This window comes from Pseudomonas sp. LBUM1641, from assembly GCF_059716235.1.
In genome coordinates this window covers 4,998,989-5,022,924 of record NZ_CP166815.1, presented here as the reverse complement: position 1 = coordinate 5,022,924, position 23,936 = coordinate 4,998,989, and the positions used below count along the sequence as shown (strand labels likewise).

Here is a 23,936-nt window from a genome sequence, read left to right as displayed (position 1 = left end):
TATTGTTCTCCTGAAGGGTTAAAACCGCGCCACACCAAAGCTGTTGGGCTGCAATTGCCGTACCTCGGCCTCCTGGCAGATGTCCAGCAGAAACCCGAGCAAGGTTCGTGTATCCCGTGGATCAATCAGCCCGTCGTCCCACAGGTTTGCGCTGCCGTAGAGGGCGGTGGACTGGCTGTCGAGTTTCTGTGCGGTGACCTGTTCGAGCATGTCGAGCACCTTGGGGTCGGGCACCAGGCCGTCTTTCAATTGCTTGGCTTCGGTGACGATCCGCAGCACCTTGCCCGCCTGGGCGCCGCCCATCACGGCGGTGCGGCTGTTGGGCCAGGCGAAGATGAAACGCGGGTCGAGGCCGCGGCCGCACATCGCGTAGTTGCCGGCACCGTAGGAACCACCGACGACGATGGTCAATTTCGGCACCCGGGCATTGGCCACCGCCTGGATCATCTTCGCGCCATGCTTGATCACGCCTTGCTGCTCCGACTCGGTGCCCACCATGAAACCGGTGGTGTTGTGGAAGAACAGCAGTGGCGTCAGGCTCTGGTCGCACAGTTGGATAAATTGCGCGGCCTTGCTCGCGCCCTTCGGTGTGATCGGCCCGTTGTTGCCGATGAAACCACAGGCACGGCCCTGGATATGCAAATGGCCGCAGACGGTGTGCGGATCGAACTCGCCCTTGAACTCCAGGAAGTTGGAACCATCCGCCAGTCGCGCGAGGATTTCGCGCACGTCGTAGGGCTTTTTCGGGTCGTCGGGGATCAGCCCCAGCAGCTCTTCAATCGGGTAGAGCGGCTCGCTATAAGCGCGCTTTGGCAGAGGCGGCAAGCGGTCATCCCACGGCAACAGGCTGACGATCTCACGCACGATGCGCACACCGTCAGCGTCGTTTTCCGCCAGGTATTCGGCAGTGCCGGCGGTTTGCGCGTGCATCTCGGCGCCGCCCAGTTCTTCATCGGTGGCGACTTCGCCGGTGGCGGCCTTGAGCAGCGGTGGGCCGGCCAAAAACAGCTTGGCCTTGCCGCGCACCACCACTACGTAATCCGAAAGCCCCGGCTGATACGCACCGCCCGCCGTGGCCGAGCCATGCACCACGGTGATCTGCGGCAAACCCATGGCCGACATCCGCGCCTGGTTGGCAAAGCTGCGTGCGCCTTCGACGAAAATCTCGGCGGCGTAGTTGAGGTTGGCGCCGCCGCTTTCTGCGAGCGTCACCACCGGCAGTTTGTTTTCCATGGCGATCTGTTGCAGGCGCAGGGATTTTTTCAGGCCCGAGGGGGAAATGGTTCCGCCCTTGATCGCGCTGTTGTTGGCCACCACCAGCATGCGCACGCCGCTGACGTAGCCGATGCCGGCGATCAACCCGCCACCGGCAGCGCTGCCGTCCTTGTCGTCGTGCAGTTTGTAGCCGGCCAGGCTCGCCAGCTCGAGGAACGGCGCGCCAGGGTCCAGCAGTAAATTCAGGCGTTCCCGTGGCAGCAGTTGCCCGCGCTTGTCGAACTTGGCCTTGGCTTCAGCCGCCTTGCTCAACAGATTTTGCTCCAGCTGGCGCAGTTGATTGACGCCTGTGAGCAGTGCTTCGCGGTTCTGCGCGAATTGCGGGCTGTGGGCGTCGAGTTGCGAGTCGATCACCGGCATGGCTTATTTCTCCTCCTTGAGCACGTCCGGCAAGTACGCCCGGTGGAAACCGTTAAAGGACGCATTCGGCGGTTGCGCCTTGTGCAGCGGCCAGGCGCGGCTGCCGAGGCTGGCGGCGCCGTCGATGCGCAAGGTGCTGCCGCTGACGAACGCGGCGGCGGGGCTGAGTAAAAACACAATCGCCGCGCTGACTTCCGATTCGGTGCCGATGCGTTTTAGCGGTACATGCTCGCGCAAGGTCGGGATCACCGCCTTGAACGCGCCTTCGTAAGTGTCCATGCCGCTCGATGCAATCCAGCCGGGCGCCACGGCGTTGACCCGCACCCCGGCGTAACCCCATTCGAAGGCAGCGGTCTTGGTGAAGTTGTCCATGCCCGAACGTGCCGCGCCGGAGTGGCCCATGCCCGGCATGCCGCCCCACATGTCGGCGAGCATGTTGACGATGGACCCGCCGTGCTTGCTCATGCACTGGTTGAACAATTCCCGGGCCATCAGGAAGCCGCCCACCAGGTTGGTGCGCAACACCGTTTCAAAGCCCTTCTGATTGATCGACGCGAGCGGCGAGGGGTACTGGCCGCCAGCGTTGTTCACCAGGCCATGAACCGGGCCGTGCTCCTGGAGGATCTGGCTGACCAGCGCCTTGACCGCTTCTTCATCACGAATATCGCAGGCCTGCCAGCTGGCGCGGCCGCCGTCTTCACTGATCTCCGCCGCGACCGTTTGCAGTTTTTCCGGCTTGCGACCCACCAGGATCACATGGGCGCCGAGGGCTGCCAGCTCGTGGGCAGTGCAGCGGCCAATGCCACTGCCGCCGCCGGTAACGATGATGGTCTGCCCCTGGAACAAGTCGGCTTTGAAGATCGAGTCGAAGGCCACGGCGTGGGTCCTTTAAGTGAATTGATCGGCAATGTGCTGCGGCACGGCAATCGGTATTTCCAGCAGTTGCTGGGCGAAGGCCTTGCCTTGGGGGTCGATGCGCAGGCTGGCGATCCCGCCGCCGCCCAAGGCGTTTTCCAGCAGGAAGTTCAGGCTATGGCTGCCGGGCAAGTACCAGCGCTCGACACGGCCGTGGATCGGGTCGAGCACGTGGCTCATCCAGTCGACGATCACTTCGGGCGTCAGCGCTTCGGCGATCCACGGCAGGTATTCGGGCTCGCGGGCGATCACGCCGATGTTGCTGTGGTTGCCCTTGTCGCCAGAGCGGGCCACGGCCAGTTTGATCAGCGGCACGTTGGCGTCGGCGCGGCCTTGGGGTTTGGGTGGGTCGATCAAGGCGATGGGAGTGTTCAGCGGTTCGGTGCCAGGCAGTTCGCAGGCATGCCGCTCGCCAAGAAAATCGACCTGCAATTGGCAGGCGCTTTTATCGATCAGGAACGAAAACAGCCGAATCAGCGGATACACCGTGGGCCGCCCGCCGACGATCCCGGTGAGCCCTGGCGCCATGCCGGTGGCCGCCTGGGCGATCTCCCGGGCGAACAGCACCAGCGCCTGTTTGCTCGGGTGACGCACCGCCAGTTTCACCACCACTTCGCGGCAGTCCTGGCGTTGGGCGTGGGGGCCGTAGGTGGCTTCGCTGCCCAACAGTTCGATGTTGACGTCGGTGTAGGGCGCCCAGCCGCGCTGGCTGAACAGCTCTGAGGTCTTGTTGATGATCGCCTGGCTGACCCGCTCGGCCTTGGCCACCGCGTCGATCCCGGCAATCAGGCAACTGGCGGTGCAGCGAAAGCCGTCCGGGTAAGTGGCGCTGACCTTGTACTGATCGGTGGGCGGCAGGCCTTTGGCGCCGTGCAGGTGCACGCGGTTTTTGCCTTGTTGCTGGAGCTTTACGTGGCTGAAGTCGCAGATCACGTCGGGCAACAGGTAGGCGCGCGGGTCGCCGATTTCATACAGCAGTTGCTCGGCGACGCTCAGTTCGCTGATCAGCCCGCCGGTGCCGTCGACCTTGCTGACGGTGAACTGGCCGTCGGCATTGACCTCCACAATCGGGAAACCGATGTGTTCGTAGTCCGGCACCTCGCGCCAATCGGTGAAGTTGCCGCCGGTGCACTGGGCGCCACATTCGATGATATGCCCGGCCAATGCCGCCTGGGCCAGGCGGTCGTAGTCCTGCCAGGACCACGCGAATTCATGCACCAGCGCCGCGCTGACCACCGCGCTGTCGACTACACGGCCGGTGATGACGATATCAGCGCCCAGCTTCAGCGCCTGTACGATGCCGGGCGCGCCGAGGTAGGCGTTGGTGGACACGCACATCGCCGGCAAAGGCGCGCCGCTGAACATGTCGGTGATGCCGTGCAGTTGCTTGAACTGCGGTTGCAGGTCATCCCCCAGCAGCACGGCGATCTTCAACGGGATTTGCGCCTGGTCGCAGGCCGCCTGCAACGCGACGGCGCAGGCCTGGGGGTTGATGCCGCCGGCATTGCTGATCACGCGGATGCCCTGGCGCTGGATATCGGCCAGCAGCGGCGTCAGCACCTCGACGAAATCCGTGGCATAGCCGGCCTGGGGATCTTTCATCCGTGCCCCGGCGAGGATCGACATCGTGACTTCTGCCAAGTAGTCGAACACCAGGTAATCCAGCGCGCCGCCCTGTACCAACTGCGCAGCGGCGGTGCAGGTGTCGCCCCAGAAGGCGCTGGCGCAGCCGATGCGTACCGTCTTGTTCATGGGGCGTCCTTCCTCTGGTTGGCTGGTTCCGAGACTACCAAGCAAGCGCTTGGTTTGTAAACTCTGGTCACAACTTTGCCCCAAGCGCTTGCTTGGTTGGCTGCCACGGCCTAAATTGCCGCCCAAGACGTAACCAGAAGTTAAGGAGAGCAGCATGGATGAGCAAAAAGCCCTGCGGGTGATGCGCACCATGGTCGACGCCGGCCAATTGACCGACCCCGACAGTGCCCGTGGCAAGTTGCTGCAAACCGCGGCCCACCTGTTTCGCAATAAAGGCTTTGAGCGCACCACCGTGCGTGACCTGGCCGGCGCGGTCGGGATCCAGTCCGGCAGCATCTTTCATCACTTCAAGAGCAAGGACGAAATCCTGCGGGCGGTGATGGAGGAAACCATCCACTACAACACCGCCCTGATGCGGGCGTCCCTGGCCGAGGCGAACAACGTGCGCGAGCGGGTGCTGGCGCTGATTCGCTGCGAATTGCAGTCGATCATGGGCGGCAGTGGTGAGGCGATGGCGGTGCTGGTGTATGAATGGCGGTCACTGTCGGCCGAGGGCCAGGCCCAGGTACTGGCCTTGCGCGATATCTACGAAGACATCTGGTTGCAGGTGCTAGGGGAGGCGAAAAACGTCGGTTATATCCGGGGCGATGTGTTTATCACCCGGCGCTTCCTGACTGGCGCCTTGTCCTGGACCACCACCTGGTTTCGCGCCCAGGGCAGCATGACCCTGGAGCAACTGGCCGACGAAGCCTTGCTAATGGTTTTGAAAGCTGACTAGCCCGTTCGTGCAAGCTATTAATTGTGTGGCGGAAAGTTGTCTCGATAGACAAAAACGCCTAGCTTAGCGGGATCAATGTTTTCGACGGTGTGTGCCTTGATGTTTTCGCCCTGGCGATTGGCTGCAGGACTCTCAATATTGGCACTTGGCACACTGTGGCTGATGCCGGCTTCGGCCGCTCAGTTGGTGAGGGTGGGGGCTGCGCATTTTCCACCCTACACCGTGCGCCCGGAGCAGGGCGCCGACACCGGGTTGCTGCCGCAATTGCTGGAAGCCTTGAATGCCCTGCAAACCGATTACCAGTTTGTGCTGGTGCCCACCTCGATCCCCCGGCGCTTTCGCGATTTCCAGCAAGGCCGGGTGGATATGGCGATCTTCGAAAATCCGGCATGGGGTTGGCAGGACATCCCCCACACGGCGGTCGACATGGGCCTGGAAGACGCGGAAATCTTCGTCGCCCAGCGTGAGCCCGGCCGCGACCAATCGTACTTCACTGACCTGACCGGCAAGCGCCTGGCGGTGTTCAGCGGCTATCACTACGCGTTCGCGAACTTCAACCCCGACCCCAGGAATATGGCGGAGCACTTCAACGCCACCTTGACCTATTCCCACGACAGCAACCTGTTGATGGTCGCCCGGGGCCGCGCCGACATTGCATTGGTAACACGCTCCTACCTCAGCGATTTCCTGGTGCGCAACACCGAGACGGCGGGGCAGTTCCTGGTGTCTGAGCGGATTGACCAGGTGTACCACCATTTCGCGCTGCTGCGGCCCAAGGCGCCGATCACGGGGCCGGTGTTCGCCGGGCTGCTCAAGCAACTGCGGGACAATGGCCAGTTGCTGAAGATCTTCGAGCCTTACCGCATCGATGTGATGCCGGTGCCGTGATCGTCTAAATTTTTGCCCCTGGCTCACGTCACTTGTTGAACTGTCGACGATTCGTGAGCCCATCCCATGTCCAATCTGAATGACCTGTCTATCCTGCCGTTGCCGGCGGGGCCTGCCCTGAATGCTGATGAAACTGACAGCCGTCTGAGCCTGACCCTTGAGGGGCAGCCGCTGATTCGTTTGCGCCTTGAATGGGGTGATGAGCTGCTGGTGCATTTGCAGGAGCCCGACCGTGTGCCGGCTGCCCGTGCTTTGTGGGCGGCCTGTTACTGGTTGTTTGCCAAAGAGCCTGAGCGTCAACGGCTGGCCTGGCGGCTTGAGCATGCGCCGGAGGATGCGTTGCGCAGTGGGTTGCTGGTGGCGACCGAGGTTGCCGGGCAGTTTTATTGTGAGCGCACGTTGTTTTGGCAGTTGCCGCAACCGTGGTTGGGGCAGTCGCTCACAGGGACTTATCCGCAGCAGATGGTGATCAGTGGTGGCAAGCGCCATCCCGCTCGAGCGCCGAAGCCTCGGGGTGAGGTTTATCGGCGGTTTGATGCGCGGTTGGGGGCTTGGATTTCGCTGCGCACGGTTGAGATTGATGTTGATCTGGCGCGATTCAATCGTTGGCAGAACAGTGTGCGGGTGGCGAATTTCTGGCAGGAGACCGGCAGCCTGGAGCAGCATCGGGAGTATCTGGACAAGCTGGACGCGGATCCCCATGCGTTGACGTTGATCGGGTGTTTCGACGATGAGCCGTTTGCGTATTTCGAGGCGTATTGGGCCAAGGAGGATCGGATTGCGCCGTTCTATGAGGTGGCGGATTACGATCGCGGGATTCATATGCTGGTGGGTGAGGAGCATCACCGGGGGCCGCATAAGGTTGCGAGTTGGTTGTCGGCGTTGGTGCATTACCTGTTTCTTGATGATCCGCGTACGCAGCGTGTGGTGGCGGAGCCTCGGGCGGATAACGGGCGGATGATTGGGCATATGCAGAATCAGTGTTTCCACTGTGAGAAGGAGTTTGATTTTCCGCATAAGCGGGCGGCGTTGATGATCCTGGGGCGGGAGCGGTTTTTTGAGCGGTGTGGGTTGATTTGATCGGGGGCATATGGGACTGTCAGTTTTTTTGTGTGCGGGCCGGTAACGGCCTGCAGTCAGGCAGGCCGTGCTTTTACCAGGTTGGCCTGATAAATCGATCTCCGTACAGAATCGCAAATTGATTCATCGCACTTTTCCAGTCATGGGCCGCCGAGCCCCAGTTTGCAGTGATATTTCGCAGCCCGAGCCAGATCAGTTTGGTTGCCGCATCGTCGGTCGGGAAGTGGCCGCGAGTCTTGATGATCTTTCGTAGCTGAGCGTTGATGCTCTCGATGGCGTTGGTGGTGTAGATCACTTTTCGGATTGCTGGCGGGAAGACGAAAAATGGAATGACTCGATCCCAGGCCCTTCGCCAAGCAGCCACTACCGTCGGGTATTGCTTGCCCCAGGGCCCGGTTTCAAACGCGTCCAGCGCCTGTTCAGCCGCTTCGGCGGTGACCGCCTGGTAGATCGGCTTGAGCGCCTTGGCCAGTTCGCGACGCTTATCCCACGCTGCGTAATCAAGGCTGTTACGGATCAGATGAACAATGCAGGTTTGCAGTGTCGTCGCTGGAAAGACAGCGCCAAGGGCTTCTGGCATGCCTTTGAGTCCATCTGTCACGGCGATCAGTACATCTTCAATACCGCGTGTTTTGAGGTCGTTGAACACCTTCATCCAGAACTTGGCGCCCTCGGTATTTTCGATCCAAATGCCGAGAATATCCCGTGTGCCGTCAGGCAGAACACCCAGTGCCAAGTAGATCGCCTTATTACGCACCAGTCCTTCTTCGCGGATTTTGACCCGCAGGGCATCGAAGAAAATAACCGGATACATCGGCTCCAAGGGCCGCTGTTGCCATGCGCCGATCTCAGCCATGACCTCGTCGGTCACCGAGCTGATGAAATCAGGCGAAACGTCCGTACCGTACTGCTCGGAGAGAAACGCGCGGATCTCTCTGACCGTCATGCCGCGGGCGTACATAGCGATGATCTTGTCATCGAAACCGGTGTAACGGCGTTCGTGCTTGGGGATCAGAATGGGCGAAAAACTGCCGTCCCGGTCACGCGGAATATCCAGCCGGAGCGGCCCATCGCCCGTGAGAACCGTCTTGCCGCTTTTGCCATTACGCTGGTTGGTTTCATCCTCTGGGCGCTGCGCGCCCGGCGGATAGCCCAGGTGATGGCCGAGCTCGGCATTCAAGGCTCGCTCGATCAGAGCCTTCTTGAAAGCCGCTGAGGCGTCTTCGATGGCCTCGGCGGTCATCATGCCGTCAGCGAACTGCTCGAGCAGCTCTTTCGGGATTTTTGGTAGTTCACGCAGCGGTGGTTTCTTTTTGGTTGGCATACATGCACCTCTTGCTCATGGTATGCCCGAACACAAAATTTCTGACACCCCCGGGCATATCCGTTATTTAGGTCACGGCCTCCTATGGTTCCGCTCTTACAGCGGGTCACTTTTGAAAAGCCGGAATGCCGGCCCAGTCAAAAGTAACCAAAACGCTCTGCCCCGCCTGTCGGCACCTCGCTTAGGCTCGGTGTTCCCTCACTCCGGCATTACTCCGCGGGCCGCCGCGACGGGCCATCCATGGCCCGGCGCGGCTAAACCGGCGTCCTGCCGGTTTACCCGCTCCGCAATACCTGCGTTCGGCCTCGGGCTGAATGGGGCAGTCAGATCAAAAGCAGATCAAAAGCAAGAGCACAGCGGCCTACCGGCCGGCTTGAGTGTTAGAAGCAGAGGCAAGATCCAGAGCGAAAGCAGGGCTGCTTTTCTGTGGGAGCGGGCTTGCTCGCGAAAAACCTGAGGGCGCCGCGTTCATTCAGGATGCCCGCGTCATCGTTAACGACCTTCGCGAGCAAGCCCGCTCCCACATTTGGACCGTGCCCGCTTTAGCTTCTGATCTTGCTGTTGCTGTTGCTGTTGCTTCACCACACTCAAGCCGGCCTGTAGGCCGCTGTGCCCTTGATCTGCTTTTGATCTTGATCTTAGGCGCCCCGTTAAACCACGCTGGCCGAACGTAGGCAGTACGGAGCGGGTAAACCGGCAGGACGCCGGTTTAGCCGCGACGGGGCAGGGACGCCCCGTCGCGGCGGCCCGCTTCGTGCTGCCGGAGTGAGGGCACACCGAGCCTAAGCGAGGTGCCGAGTGGTGGGGCAAGAGCGTTTTTCTTACTTTTGCGCTGTTCAAAAGTGAGCCGCTGTAAGAGCGGAACCATAGGCGGCCATCACCCAAATAACGGATATTCACCCAGCAGCAGAGCCAATCAAACCCGCCGCGCAAACGTGTCGCTATGAGTCCCGGAAACCTTCCGGCAATGCACCAGCGCATCCCGAATCATGAAGTTCACGAGCGTCGGCGAAACCCCCAGCTCCTTGGCAATATCCTTCTGCGGCACCCCATGCAACCGGTACATCTCAAACGCATAGCGCGTGCGTTGAGGCAACTCCGTCAACGCATCCGCGATATTTTCCAGCGTCGAAAAGTTGATGTGCGATGTCTCAGGCGAAGCCCCGTGAATAACCACATTCAAGCCTTCCTCTTCAGTGCCGGAGTATTTCAACTCAAGCGCCTGCTTACGGTAGTGATCAATGGCCAGGTTACGCACGATCTGAAACAGGTAACTCAGCTGCGCCTTGAACGACGACGTAATGGTGGGTGCCGATTGCAACCGGAAGTACGCGTCTTGCACCACGTCTTCGGCGCGGGAGCGGCAGCCGGTAATGCGTGCTGCGATCTTGACCAGGATCAGTCGATTGTCGACGAAAGCCTGGAGTAGGGGTGAGTCGCACCTGCCTGTGGATACTTGTTCCGTCATGGAAATCACCTTGCTGCAAAAGAGGTTGGGGGAGGGCGTCCTTGCTGAGGCCTCCTACACATCGGGCAACAAATTATGCTTAATGATAATGATTGTCAAATGAGAAGACGAACTAATCTTATGCTTTATCGATAGGTGTGAACCGCGTCTCGCTGACTAATTATTTCCAGGTGCCATCCGTTCTCATGGGTGACAGGCCAGTTAACAAACCGGCCAAGGATCAGCGCCTGGAGGAGGACAAAATGGGTTTTTATCGTGTGAGCGGGAGTGGTCTGAAATGAACACGCCGGCTCGATTACGCCTGTTTTGCCTGCCGTATTCCGGCGCTAGCGCCATGGTCTACAGCCGTTGGCGGCGGGCGCTGCCCGAGTGGTTGCAGGTGCGGCCGCTGGAACTGCCGGGGCGCGGCATGCGCATGGACGAGCCGTTGCAGCGCGATATCAAGGCATTGGCCGCGCAACTGGCTGATGAGATCAGCGCGGAACTGGACGAGCCTTACGCCTTGTTCGGCCACAGCCTCGGCGGTCTGCTGGCGTTCGAGCTGGCCCATGCCCTGCGTGAGCGCGGTGTGCCGCAGCCGTTGGCGCTGTTTGCGTCGGGTACCGCCGGCCCGGCCCGTCGCGATGTCAGCGAATACGCCATCGAGAAAAACGACGAGCAACTGATCGCCCGCCTGCGTGAACTCAAGGGCACCGGCGAAGAGGTGTTGGCCAATGCCGAACTGATGCAGTTGATGTTGCCGATCCTGCGGGCCGACTTCCTTCTTTGCGGCAGTTTCGAGTATGGCGAGCGCGAGCCGCTGCCCCTGCCGATCCATGTCTTTGGCGGCAAGCAGGACAGTGTGCGTGCCGACCAACTGCTGGACTGGCAGCAAGACACCGCCAGCGGTTTCTCCCTCGACATGTTCGACGGTCACCACTTCTTCCTGATGCAGCACGAGAGTTCTGTACTGCGCTGTGTGCGGCGTTACGCCGACGAACACTTGGCCCGCTGGCGCAATGACGCCGCGCGGCAGATGGCCCGGGCCGCCGGCTGAACAAGCCCCTCCGCCACACATTCCCCGATTTCCCAGTAAGCCGATTTCAGGCAGGAACCCCATGATGGACGCCTTCGAACTTCCCCGCACCCTGGTCCAGTCCCTTCAGCGCCGCGCCGCACAAACCCCGGATCAACTGGCGTTGCGCTTCCTGGCCGAGACGGCCGAGCAAAGCGTCGTCCTCAGTTACCGCGACCTCGACCTGCGCGCCCGCACCATCGCCGCCGCCTTGCAGGCCAACGCAAACCTGGGCGACCGCGCGGTACTGTTGTTTCCCAGCGGGCCGGATTATGTCGCGGCGTTCTTTGGCTGCCTGTATGCCGGGGTCATTGCGGTGCCGGCTTACCCGCCTGAGTCCACCCGCCGCCATCATCAGGAGCGCCTGTTGTCGATCATCGCGGACGCCGAGCCACGGTTGCTGCTGACTACCGCCAGCCTCGGTGATTCGCTGCTGCAACTCGAAGGTGCACCGCAGTTGCTGTGCGTCGACAGCCTTCAGGCCGAGATCGCGAGCAATTGGCTCGCGCCCAATTTGCAAGACGATGACATCGCCTTCCTGCAATACACCTCCGGTTCCACTGCGTTGCCCAAGGGCGTGCAAGTCACCCACGGCAACCTGGTAGCCAACGAGCTGCTGATTCGCCGGGGCTTCGGCATCGACCTGAACCCCGACGACGTGATCGTCAGCTGGCTGCCGCTGTACCACGACATGGGCCTGATCGGCGGCCTGCTGCAACCGATCTTCAGTGGTGTGCCGTGTGTGTTGATGTCGCCGGCGTACTTCCTCGGCCGGCCATTGCGCTGGCTGGAAGCGATCAGCGAATACGGTGGCACCATCAGCGGCGGGCCGGATTTTGCCTATCGGCTGTGCAGCGAGCGAGTCAGTGAATCGGCATTGGATCGCCTGGATTTGAGCAAGTGGCGCGTGGCGTATTCCGGCTCCGAGCCGATCCGCCTCGACACCCTGGAACGCTTTGCCGAGAAGTTCGCCGCCTGCGGTTTTACCTCGAATAATTTCTTCGCATCCTATGGCCTGGCGGAGGCCACCTTGTTCGTTGCCGGCGGCACCCGTGGCCACGGCATCCCGGCCCTGTGCCTGGACGAACAGGCTCTTGCCGCCAATCGCGCCGAGCCAGGGCAGGGCGCGGCGATCATGAGTTGCGGCACCAGCCAGCCCGAACACGCGGTGCTGATTGCCGACCCCGCCACCCTGGCGACGCTCCCTGACAATGCCGTCGGTGAAATCTGGGCCACCGGCCCGAGCATCGCCCACGGCTACTGGCGCAACCCTGAAGCCACCGCCAAGACCTTCGTCCAGCATGAAGGCCGTACCTGGCTGCGGACCGGCGACCTGGGGTTTATTCGCGAAGGTGAAGTGTTCATCACCGGTCGCTTGAAAGACCTGCTGATCGTGCGGGGCCACAACCTGTATCCCCAAGACATCGAGCAAGCCATCGAGCGTGAAGTGGAAGTGGTGCGCAAGGGTCGGGTCGCCGCGTTTGCGGTAAATGACCAGGGCCTGGAAGGCATCGGCATCGCCGCCGAAATCAGCCGCAGCGTGCAGAAAATCCTGCCGCCTGAAGCGCTGATCAAGGCGATTCGCCAAGCAGTGGCCGAGGCCTGCCAGGAAGCGCCGAGCGTGGTGATATTGCTCAACCCCGGCGGCTTGCCGAAAACTTCCAGCGGCAAGGTGCAGCGTTCGGCCTGCCGCACACGGTTGGCGGATGGCAGCCTCGACAGTTATGCGCAGTTCCCCGGCGTGCAGGCGCCGGTCGGCGATGCTGCCCTGCAATCCGAACTGCAAAACCAGATTGCCGCGATCTGGTGCGAGCAATTGCAGGTGACGCAGGTCGCCGCCGACGATCACTTCTTCCTGCTGGGCGGCAACTCCATCAGCACCACCCAGGTCGTCGCCCGCCTGCGGGAAACCCTCGGCCTGGAGCTGAACCTGCGCCTGTTGTTCGAAGCGCCAACCCTGGCTGCCTTCGCCACCAGCGTCGCGCAATTGCAGCAGGACGGCGGCGTGGCCCAAGGCGCGATCCATGCACTGTCACGCCAGGAAGACCTGCCGCAATCCCTCGCGCAGAACCGCCTGTGGATCACCTGGCAACTCGACCCGCAGAGCAGCGCCTACACCATCCCCGGCGCCCTGCGGTTGCGCGGCGAGCTGGATGAAGACGCGGTGCGCGCAAGCTTCCAGCAACTGATCCAGCGCCACGAGGCCCTGCGTACGCGCTTCTTTGAACGCGATGGCCAAGGCTTCCAGCGGGTCGACGCCAAGGCCGATTTCGACCTGCAAGTCATCGACCTCAGCGACCTGCCCGCCGCCGAGCGCGATGCCCGGGCCAACCAGATCCGCGAAGACGAAGCCCGCACCCAGTTCGACCTGGAGAAAGGCCCGCTGCTGTGGGTAACGCTGGTGCGCCTGGATGACGAAGACCACCAACTGCTGGTGACGATGCACCACATCATCGCGGACGGCTGGTCGCTCAACGTGTTGATCGACGAATTCTCCCGCTTGTACGCCGCCGCGTCCCAAGGCCAAGCCCTGGAGTTGCCGGCGCTGGCCCTGCAATACGCCGACTACGGCAGCTGGCAGCGCCAGTGGCTGGCCGAAGGCGAGGGCCAGCGGCAACTGGCTTACTGGAAAGCACAGCTGGGGGACGACCACCCAACCCTGAGCCTGGCCACCGATCACCCGCGCTCGGCGCAGCATCTGCGCAGTGCTTCACGCCACAGCGTGCGGGTGAACGCGAGCCTCAGCGAAGCTATTCGCAAAACCGCCCAAACCCACGAATCCACGCCGTTCATGCTGTTGCTCGCAGCGTTCCAGAGCCTGCTCTATCGCTACAGCGGCCAACGCGATATCCGCATCGGAGTGCCCAACGCCAACCGTCCGCGCCAGGAAACCCAAGGCCTGATCGGGTTCTTTATCAACACCCTCGTGCTGCGTGCCGAACTGGATGCGCGCCTGCCATTCGCCGACTTGCTGACCGCGACGCGAACCGCTGCCTTGGACGCCCAGGCCCATCAGGACTTGCCGTTCGAGCAACTGCTGGAAGCCTTCCCGCAAGCCCGGGAGCAGGGCCTGTTCCAGGTGATGTTCAACCATCAGCAACGCGACCTCAGTGCCTTGCGCCGCCTGCCGGGCCTGCTTGCCGACGAGTTGGCGTGGCACAGCCGCGAAGCCAAGTTCGACCTGCAACTGCACTCGGAAGAAGACCGCAACGGCCGCCTGAGCCTGTCCTTCGACTACGCCGACGAACTGTTCGACGCCGCCACCATCGAGCGGCTGGCCGAACACTTCATCAACCTGCTGCAAGCCATCTGCGAGCAACCGCAACAGGCCATCGGTGACCTGAAGCTGCTGCACACCGACGAACACACCCAGCAACGCCAGTGGAGCGCCGCGCCGTGCACACCGGCGCAGAGCTGGCTGCCGGAACAACTCAACCAACAGGTCTCGGAACGCACCGCACTGGTGTGGCAGGACGGCAGCCTGACCTTCGCCCAACTGCACACCCAGGCCAACCGCCTGGCCCATTACCTGCGGGACAAGGGCGTCGGCCCGGACGTGTGCGTGGCCATCGCCGCCGAGCGTTCGCCGCAACTGCTGATCGGCCTGCTGGCAATCATCAAGGCCGGCGGTGCCTATGTGCCGCTGGATCCGGACTACCCGGCAGAACGCGTGGCCTACATGCTCAAGGACAGCGGCGTGCAACTGCTGTTGACCCAGACTTCGCTGCTGGAGCAACTGCCCACGGCTGAAGGCGTCTGCGTCATCGCCATGGACAGCCTCAAGCTGGAAAGCTGGCCGACCCACGCGCCGGGCCTGCACCTGAACGGCGACAACCTCGCCTACGTGATCTACACCTCCGGCTCCACCGGCCAGCCCAAGGGCGTGGGCAACACCCATGCCGCGCTGGCCGAGCGTCTGCTGTGGATGCAGGCTACCTACAAGCTGGATGAAACCGATGTGCTGATGCAAAAGGCGCCCATCAGTTTCGACGTCTCGGTGTGGGAGTGTTTCTGGCCGCTGATCACCGGTTGCCGCCTGGTACTGGCCGGCCCCGGCGAGCATCGCGACCCGCATCGCATTGCCCAGTTGGTGCAGGAGCACGGCGTGACCACGCTGCACTTTGTGCCGCCGTTGTTGCAGCTGTTTGTCGACGAGCCATTGGCCGCCGAATGCACCAGCCTGCGTCGTTTGTTCTCCGGCGGTGAAGCGCTGCCTGCCGAGCTGCGCAACCGGGTGTTGGCGCAGTTGCCGGCAGTGCAGTTGCACAACCGCTACGGCCCGACTGAAACCGCGATCAACGTGACGCACTGGCAGTGCCAGGCGGAGGACGGCGAGCGTTCGCCGATTGGCCGTCCGCTGGGCAATGTGATTTGCCGGGTGCTGGATGATCAGTTCAACCCACTGCCGGCAGGTGTGCCGGGTGAGCTGTGCATCGGCGGTATCGGCCTGGCCCGGGGTTACCTCGGGCGTGCGGGGCTGACCGCTGAACGGTTTGTCGCCGACCCGTTGGGCGAGGCGGGCGCACGCCTGTATCGCACCGGTGACCGCGTGCGCTGGAGCGCCGACGGTGCGCTGGAATACCTCGGACGCCTGGATCAGCAGGTCAAACTGCGGGGCTTCCGTGTCGAGCCTGAAGAAATCGAAGCCCGTCTATTGGCCCTTGATGGCATCGCCCAAGCGGTGGTGCTGGTGCGTGAAACCGCTGCCGGTGCGCAGTTGATCGGTTACTACACCGCCAACGAACCGCTGGATGAGCAGGATGTAAAAACCGCCCTGGCCGCCGAGCTGCCGGAGTACATGGTCCCGGCGCAATTGATGCGCCTGGACGCGATGCCCCTGAGTCCCAGCGGCAAACTGGATCGCCGTGCCTTGCCGGAGCCGGTGTGGCAGGTGCGTGAGCACGTTGAACCCGAAACAGCGCTGGAGCAGCAAATCGCCGCGATCTGGCGCGAAGTCCTGGCCCTGCCACGCGTCGGCCTGCGGGACGACTTCTTCGCCCTCGGCGGCCATTCGTTGCTGGCCACGCAAATCATCTCCCGCACCCGCCAGGCCTGCGACGTCGAACTGCCATTGCGCACCTTGTTCGAAGCCAGCGAGTTGGGGGCTTTCGCCGAGCAAGTCAGCCTGATCCAGGCCTCGGGCCAGCGCAACCAACAACTGGCAATCGGCAAGGTCGACCGCAGCCAACCGGTGCCGCTGTCCTATTCCCAGCAGCGCATGTGGTTCCTCTGGCAGATGGAACCCGACAGCCCGGCGTATAACGTCGGCGGCATGGCGCGCTTTCGCGGGGTGCTGGACGTGGGGCGTTTCGAGGCGGCGTTGCAGGCCTTGATCATGCGTCATGAAACCCTGCGCACGACTTTCCCGAGCATCAATGGCGTGGCGCAGCAGAAGGTTGCGGCGCAAACCGGCGTGCGCATGGATTGGCAGGATTTCTCGACGTTCAGTGAGCCCGAGCGCCAGCAGCGTGTGCAGCAACTGGCCGATCATGAAGCTCACACGCCGTTCAATCTGGAGACCGGCCCACTGCTGCGCGCCTGCCTGGTCAAGGCCGGCGAGCAGGAACATTACCTGGTGCTGACCCTGCACCACATCGTCACCGAAGGCTGGGCCATGGATATCTTTGCCCGTGAACTCAGCGCCCTGTACGAAGCCTTTATCGACGACCGCGAATCGCCGTTGGCACCGCTGCCGGTGCAGTACCTCGACTACAGCGTGTGGCAGCGCCAGTGGCTGGAATCCGGCGAGCGCCAGCGCCAACTGGATTACTGGACCGCGCAACTGGGTACCGAACACCCGCTGCTGGAACTACCGGGCGACCGTCCGCGACCACCGGTGCAAAGTCACCAGGGCGAGCTGTTCCGTTTCGATTTGAGCGATGACCTCGCCGCCCGCGTGCGGGCCTTCAACGCCGAACGCGGTCTGACCCTGTTCATGACCATGACCGCCACCCTCGCGGTATTGCTGTACCGCTACAGCGGCCAGACCGACCTGCGTATCGGTGCGCCAGTCGCCAACCGGATTCGTCCGGAAAGCGAAGGGCTGATTGGCGCGTTCCTCAACACCCAGGTGCTGCGCTGCCAGCTCAACGGGCAGATGAGCGTCGGCGAATTGTTCGACCAGGTTCGCCACACCGTGATCGAAGGCCAGTCCCATCAAGACCTGCCGTTCGACCACTTGGTAGAAGCCCTGCAACCACCCCGCAGCGCGGCGTACAACCCGCTGTTCCAGGTGATGTGCAACGTGCAACGCTGGGAGTTCCAGCAGAGCCGTACATTGGCCGGGATGACCGTCGAGTACCTGGCCAACGATGCCCGCGCCACCAAGTTCGACCTCAACCTGGAAGTCACCGACCTCGACCATCGCCTGGGTTGCTGCCTGACCTACAGCACCGACCTGTTCGACGAGCCGCGCATTGCGCGCATGGCCGCCCATTGGCAAAACCTGCTGGAAGCCTTGCTTGCCGATCCGCAACAGCGCCTGAGTGAGTTGCCGTTGCTGGAAGCGGCCGAGCAACGCTCGTTGCAAGATAGCCTTGGCATGGAGGCCGGCGAGCATAGTCTCGACCAGTGCATTCACCACCTGTTCAGCGAGCAGGCCCTGGCCCGCCCGGATGCCCCGGCGTTGACCTTCGCCGGGCAGACCCTGAGCTACAGCGAACTCGACGGCCGCGCCAATCGCCTGGCCTGGATGCTCCGCGAGCGTGGCGTGGGCCCGCAGGTGCGGGTTGGCCTGGCGCTGCCACGTTCGCTGGAGATGGTGGTCGGCCTGCTGGCGATCCTCAAGGCCGGCGGCGCCTATGTGCCGCTGGACCCGGAATACCCGCTGGACCGCCTGCACTACATGATCGAAGACAGTGGCATCGGCCTGTTGCTCAGCGACGCTGCGATGTTCGACGCGTTGGGCGAGCTGCCCGCCAGCGTCGGCCGCTGGTGCCTGGAAGATGACCTGCCGACCCTGGTCGACTACTCGGCCAGCGAGTTGCCTTTCATCAGCCTGCCGCAACATCAGGCCTATCTGATCTACACCTCAGGTTCCACCGGTAAGCCCAAGGGCGTGGTGGTGTCCCACGGTGAAATCGCCATGCATTGCCAGGCGGTGATCGAACGCTTCGGCATGCGCCCGGATGACTGCGAGCTGCACTTCTATTCCATCAACTTCGATGCCGCCACCGAGCGCTTGCTGGTGCCGTTGCTCAGCGGCGCCCAGGTTGTGTTGCGTGCCCAGGGCCAATGGGACGCGGAAGAAATCTGTGGGCTGATTCGTCAGCACCGCATCAACATCCTCGGTTTCACCCCGAGCTACGGCAGCCAGTTGGCGCAATGGCTGGCCACGCAAAACCAGACCTTGCCGGTGCGCATGTGCATCACCGGCGGCGAAGCCTTGACCGGCGAGCACTTGCAGCGTATCCGCGCTGCGTTCAAGCCGGCGCTGTTTTTCAACGCCTATGGCCCGACTGAAACGGTGGTGATGCCACTCGCCAGTCTTGCTCCGGAAACACTGGAAGAGGGCGCCGGCAGCGTGCCGATCGGCAGCATCATCGGCGCGCGTGTGGCCTATATTCTGGATGCGGACCTGGCGTTGGTGCCGCAGGGCGCGACGGGTGAGCTGTACGTCGGCGGTGCCGGCCTGGCACAGGGTTATCACCAGCGTCCGGGGATGACGGCGGAGCGGTTTGTCGCGGACCCGTTTGCCACGAACGGCGGTCGTCTGTATCGCACCGGCGACCTGGTGCGCCAGCGTGCCGATGGCCTGGTGGAGTACCTTGGCCGTATTGACCATCAAGTGAAGATTCGCGGGTTCCGCATCGAGCTGGGGGAAATTGAAACCCGCCTGCTGGAACACGAGTCGGTGCGTGAAGCGGTGGTGTTGGCGCTGGATTCACCGAGCGGCAAACAGTTGGTGGCCTATCTGGTCAGCAACGAAGAACACGGTGCACTGCGTGAATCCCTCAAGGCGCATTTGAAAGCGCAGCTGCCGGACTACATGGTGCCCGCGCACCTGATCGTGCTCGACAGCATGCCGCTGACTGCCAACGGCAAACTCGACCGCCGCGCCTTGCCGCAGCCGGATCCCGAGGCGAATCGCCAACAGTACGTGGCGCCGCGTAACGAACTGGAGCAAACCCTGGCGGCGATCTGGTGCGCGGTATTGAACGTGCAGCAGGTGGGCCTCGACGATAACTTCTTTGAGCTGGGCGGCGACTCGATTCTGTCTATCCAGGTGGTCAGCCGCGCGCGGCAGGCAGGGATTCATTTCAGCCCGCGTGACTTGTTCCAGCACCAGACCGTGCAAACCTTGGCCGCTGTGGCGACCCGCACCGAGCAGGTTATCGCCGAACAAGGCGTGCTGACTGGCGCATCCGCGCTGACCCCGATCCAGCACTGGTTTTTCGACACCGACATCCCCGAGCGCCAACACTGGAACCAGGCGCTGCTGCTGGAGCCGGTTGAGGCCCTCGAACCCCATCGCCTGGAACAGGCGCTGCTGGCGGTGCTGGAACACCACGACGCCCTGCGCCTGAGCTTCACCCGGCGCGACGCCCAGTGGCACGCCGAGCATTTGGCGGTGCCGGAAGGCGGCCTGCTGTTGCAAGCCCAGGTGGCGGATATGGAGCAGTGCAGCGCGCTGTTCACCGACACTCAACGCAGCCTCAACCTCGCCCACGGCCCGCTGATGCGCGCGCTGCTGGTGGACGGCCCGCAAGGCCAGCGCCGGCTGCTGATCGCGATCCATCACCTGGTGGTGGATGGGGTTTCCTGGCGGGTGTTGCTGGAAGATCTGCAGACCGTGTATCGCCAGTTGAGCGACGGCCAACCCGTCAGCTTGCCGGCCAAGACCAGTGCCCTGCGCGATTGGGCGGCACGCTTGCAGGCCTATGCCGGCAGCGAATCCCTGCGTGAAGAACTGGACGTGTGGCAGCAGCAGTTGGCCGGTCCCGCCGCTGAACTGCCGGTGGATCGTCCGCAAGGTTCGCTGCGCAATCGCGACGCCGATACCGTCAGCGTGCGCCTGGATGCCGAGCGTACCCGCCAGCTGTTGCAACAGGCGCCGAGTGCTTACCGCACCCAGGTCAACGACTTGCTGCTGACCGCCCTGGCCCGAGTCTTGTGCCGCTGGAGTGGCCATGAATCGGCACTCATCCAGCTGGAAGGCCACGGCCGCGAAACCCTGTTCGACGAGATCGACCTGACCCGCAGCGTCGGCTGGTTCACCAGCGCCTACCCGTTGCGCCTGACCCCGCTGCATATCGAAGAAGCCGCCGGGCAAGGCGCCTCGATCAAGGCGATCAAGGAGCAACTGCGCGGCGTGCCCCACAAAGGGTTGGGTTACGGCGTGCTGCGCTACCTGGCTGACGACCTGTGTCGCCAGACCATGGCCGCGTTGCCGAGCGCCAGTATCACCTTCAACTACCTCGGTCAGTTCGACCAGAGCTTTGGCGCTGACGCACTCTTTCACCCGCTGGACGAATCCGCCGGGATCGCCCATGACCCGGACGCGCCGCTGCCCAACGAGCTGAGCGTCGACAGCCAGGTGTACGGCGGCGAACTGGTTCTGCGCTGGACCTTCAGCCGCAAACGTCACGACAGCCAGACCATCGCTGAACTGGCGGACGCCTACCTGGCGGAACTGCAAAGCCTGATCGAGCATTGCCTCAAGGAAGACGCGGGCGGTCTCACGCCGTCGGACTTCCCGCTGGCGCACCTCACCCAAGGGCAACTCGACGCGCTGCCGGTGCCGGCCAATGCCATCGAAGACGTGTACCCGCTGACCCCGATGCAGGAAGGCTTGCTGCTGCACACCTTGCTGGAACCGGGCACCGGTCTCTACTACATGCAGGACCGCTACCGCATCAACAGCGCCCTGGACCCCGAGCGTTTCGCCCAGGCCTGGCAGGCGGTGATTGCCCGTCACGAAGCGTTACGCGCCTCGTTCTGCTGGAACGTCGGCGAAGACATGCTGCAGGTTATCCACAAGCCCGGCAGCACGCCGATCGAGTACCTCGACTGGAGCCAGGAGCCGGAGAGCGAACAGGAACCGCGTCTGCAAGCGTTGCTGAAAAGCGAGCGTGAGGCCGGCTTCGATCTGCTCAATCAGGCACCGTTCCACCTGCGGCTGATCCGCGTGGGCGAAGCCTGCTACTGGTTCATGATGAGCAATCACCACATCCTGATCGATGCCTGGTGCCGCTCGCTGCTGATGAACGATTTCTTCGACATCTACACGGCCCTCGGCGAAGGCCGCGACGCGCAGTTGGCGACGCCACCGCGTTATCGCGACTACATCGCCTGGCTGCAACGCCAGAACCTCGCCGAGGCGCGCCAGTGGTGGCAGCAGAACCTGCAAGGGTTTGAACGCACCACGCCGATTCCGAGTGACCGGCCGTTCCTGCGGGAACATGCAGGCCATAGCGGCGGCATGGTGGTGGGCGACTGCTACACCCGCTTGGATGTGTGCGACGGCGCGCAATTGCGCGAGCTGGCCCAGGCCCATCAACTGACGGTGAACACCTTCGCCCAGGCGGCGTGGGCCCTGGTGCTACGGCGCTTGAGTGGCGATCGCGACGTGCTGTTCGGCGTCACCGTGGCCGGGCGCCCGGTGGAAATGCCCGAGATGCAGCGCACCGTCGGGCTGTTTATCAACAGCATCGCCTTGCGGGTCAAGCTGCCGGAGGACGATCAGACGTGCAGCGTACGCCAGTGGTTGAGTGGCCTGCTCGACAGCAACATGCAACTGCGTGAGTACGAATACCTGCCGCTGGTGACCATCCAGGAGAACAGCGAACTGCCCAAGGGCCATCCGCTATTCGACAGCCTCTTTGTGTTCGAAAACGCCCCGGTGGAAGTCTCGGTGCTGGACCGTGCGCAAAGCCTGAATGCCACCTCGGATTCCGGGCGTACCCACACCAACTTCCCGCTGACCGCCGTGTGCTATCCGGGCGATGACCTGGGCCTGCACCTGTCCTACGACCAGCGTTACTTCGATGAAACCACCGTGCAAGGCATGCTCGGCGAATTCAAGCGCCTGCTGCTGGCGCTGGTGCAGGGCTTCCATGGCGACATGGCCGACTTGCCGCTGATTGGCGAGCAGGAACGTGAGTTCCTGGTGGAAGGCTGCAACCAGAGCGAGCATGAATATCCGCTGGAGCGCAGCTATGTTGAGCTGTTCGAAGCCCAGGTGCAGCAGCATCCACAGCGGATTGCTGCCAGTTGCCTGGATCAGCAATGGAGCTATGCCGAACTGAACCGGCGCGGTAACCGCCTGGGCCATGCATTGATCGCGGCCGGTGTCGGGCCGGATCAACCGGTGGCGTTGCTGGCCGAACGTAATCTGGATTTGCTGGGCATGATCATCGGCAGCTTCAAGGCCGGTGCCGCTTACTTGCCGTTGGACCCGGGGCTGCCGACGCAGCGCTTGAGCCGGATTATCGACCTGAGCCGCACGCCGCTGCTGGTGTGCACCGAGGCGTGCCGTGAACAGGCGCAGTTGCTGCTGGAAGAGTTCGCCTGCTCCGGTCGGCCGAAGCTACTGGTTTGGGACGCCTTGGCCGGGTCTGAGGAAAACCCCGGGATCTACAGCGCAGCGGACAACCTTGCCTACGTGATCTACACCTCCGGCTCTACCGGCTTGCCCAAGGGCGTGATGGTGGAGCAGCGCGGCATGCTCAATAACCAGCTGAGCAAGGTGCCGTATCTGCAGCTGACTGAGCACGATGTGATCGCTCAAACCGCCTCGCAAAGTTTCGATATTTCAGTGTGGCAGTTCCTCGCCGCGCCGCTGTTCGGCGCGCGGGTAGATATTGTGCCGAATACGATTGCCCATGATCCGCAAGGCTTGCTGGCGCATGTCCAGGCCCAAGGCATCACCGTGCTGGAAAGCGTGCCGTCTCTGATCCAGGGCATGCTTGCCCAGGAACGCATGACCCTGGACGGCTTGCGCTGGATGCTGCCGACCGGCGAAGCCATGCCCCCGGAGCTGGCGCATCAGTGGTTGTTGCGCTATCCGGAGATTGGCCTGGTCAATGCGTATGGCCCGGCGGAATGCTCGGATGACGTGGCGTTCTTCCGCGTCGACCTGGCGTCGACCCGTGGCACTTACCTGCCGATTGGCACGCCGACTGACAACAACCGGTTGTACCTGCTGGATGGTGCGCTGGAATTGGTGCCCCAAGGTGCGGTCGGCGAGTTGTGCGTCGCGGGGACCGGCGTGGGTCGTGGTTATGTCAGTGACCCGCTGCGCACGGCCCAGGTGTTTGTGCCGAATCCGTTTGGTGTGGCGGGGGAGCGGTTGTATCGCACCGGCGACCTGGCGCGTCGGCGCAGCGATGGTGTGTTGGAGTACGTCGGGCGTATCGACCATCAGGTGAAGATTCGCGGATACCGGATTGAGCTCGGGGAAATCGAAGCGCGCCTGCACGAGCAACCGGAAGTGCGGGATGCGGCGGTGGGCGTGCAGGAGGGGGTCAACGGTAAGCATCTGGTGGGGTACCTGGTGGCGGCGGATGCGCTGTTGAATCCAGGCGAGCGCCTTGATCGGATCAAGCAACGCCTGCGTGCGGAGCTGCCGGAGTACATGGTGCCGCTGCATTGGCTGTGGCTTGAGCGTTTGCCGCTGAATGCCAACGGCAAGCTGGATCGCAAGGCTTTGCCTGCTTTGGAGATTGGTCAGTTGCACAGCCAGGATTATCTGGCGCCGCGTAATGAGCTGGAGCAGACATTGGCCGGGATTTGGGCCGAGGTGCTGAAAGTTGAGCGCGTGGGGGTGCAGGATAATTTCTTTGAGCTGGGCGGGCATTCGTTGCTGGCCACGCAGATTGCTTCACGGGTGCAGAAGACGCTGCAGCGGGATGTGCCGTTGCGGGCGATGTTCGAGTGCAGCACGGTGGAGGAGTTGGCGGGGTATATCGACGGGCTTGCGGCGAATGAGATCAGTGCGGAGAAAGTGGATCGGCTGAGTGATTTGATGGCGGAGTTGGAGGGGTTGTAGGGCGGATGGGGTTGCGTGCATATCCGTTGTTTGGGTAACGGCCGCTGAGGGTTC

10 protein-coding genes are annotated in these 23,936 nt (G+C 62.7%); 5 read left to right on the top strand and 5 right to left on the bottom strand.

The genetic code is table 11. From position 1 onward, the window contains the following. Positions 1–18: 18 nt before the first annotated feature. From atuC to ACA046_RS22910, 3 genes are read right to left on the bottom strand one after another with little or no spacing between them, the layout of a single operon-like run. The gene (gene atuC / locus ACA046_RS22920; protein WP_497675048.1) at positions 19–1,635 is read right to left on the bottom strand and encodes a geranyl-CoA carboxylase subunit beta; all 1,617 of its coding nucleotides are present in this window, start codon (positions 1,633–1,635) and stop codon (positions 19–21) included. 3 nt (positions 1,636–1,638) lie between these two features. Beyond that, the gene (locus ACA046_RS22915; protein ID WP_497675047.1) at positions 1,639–2,511 is read right to left on the bottom strand and encodes an SDR family oxidoreductase; all 873 of its coding nucleotides are present in this window, start codon (positions 2,509–2,511) and stop codon (positions 1,639–1,641) included. A 12-nt stretch (positions 2,512–2,523) separates the two neighbouring features. After that, complete coding sequence (locus ACA046_RS22910) at positions 2,524–4,302, bottom strand: acyclic terpene utilization AtuA family protein (RefSeq protein WP_497675046.1); 1,779 nt, start codon at positions 4,300–4,302, stop codon at positions 2,524–2,526. A 154-nt stretch (positions 4,303–4,456) separates the two neighbouring features. Between ACA046_RS22910 and ACA046_RS22905 the strand changes: the two genes are divergently transcribed. From ACA046_RS22905 to ACA046_RS22895, 3 genes are all read left to right on the top strand, one after another. Next, positions 4,457–5,080, top strand: coding sequence for a TetR/AcrR family transcriptional regulator (locus ACA046_RS22905; protein WP_167663524.1), 624 nt, complete (start codon positions 4,457–4,459; stop codon positions 5,078–5,080). A gap of 99 nt (positions 5,081–5,179) precedes the next feature. Further along, on the top strand, positions 5,180–5,968 hold the full coding sequence (locus ACA046_RS22900) for a substrate-binding periplasmic protein (protein ID WP_459022668.1): 789 nt from the start codon (positions 5,180–5,182) through the stop codon (positions 5,966–5,968). A gap of 66 nt (positions 5,969–6,034) precedes the next feature. Further along, entirely contained in the window at positions 6,035–7,048 is a 1,014-nt protein-coding gene (locus tag ACA046_RS22895) for a GNAT family N-acetyltransferase (RefSeq protein WP_497675045.1), read from the top strand. 73 nt (positions 7,049–7,121) lie between these two features. Here the strand turns inward: ACA046_RS22895 and ACA046_RS22890 are convergent, their stop codons facing one another. Further along, complete coding sequence (locus ACA046_RS22890; RefSeq protein ID WP_497674398.1) at positions 7,122–8,372, bottom strand: IS256 family transposase; 1,251 nt, start codon at positions 8,370–8,372, stop codon at positions 7,122–7,124. A 916-nt stretch (positions 8,373–9,288) separates the two neighbouring features. Further along, a complete protein-coding gene (locus tag ACA046_RS22885; protein WP_076953019.1) occupies positions 9,289–9,840 on the bottom strand; it encodes an RNA polymerase factor sigma-70 in 552 nt (183 codons plus the stop codon). A 277-nt stretch (positions 9,841–10,117) separates the two neighbouring features. Between ACA046_RS22885 and ACA046_RS22880 the strand changes: the two genes are divergently transcribed. Continuing rightward, complete coding sequence (locus ACA046_RS22880) at positions 10,118–10,876, top strand: thioesterase II family protein (RefSeq protein WP_497675044.1); 759 nt, start codon at positions 10,118–10,120, stop codon at positions 10,874–10,876. Positions 10,877–10,937: 61 nt separating this feature from the next. Next, on the top strand, positions 10,938–23,882 hold the full coding sequence (locus tag ACA046_RS22875) for a non-ribosomal peptide synthetase (protein WP_497675043.1): 12,945 nt from the start codon (positions 10,938–10,940) through the stop codon (positions 23,880–23,882). The last annotated feature ends 54 nt before the right edge of the window (positions 23,883–23,936 follow it).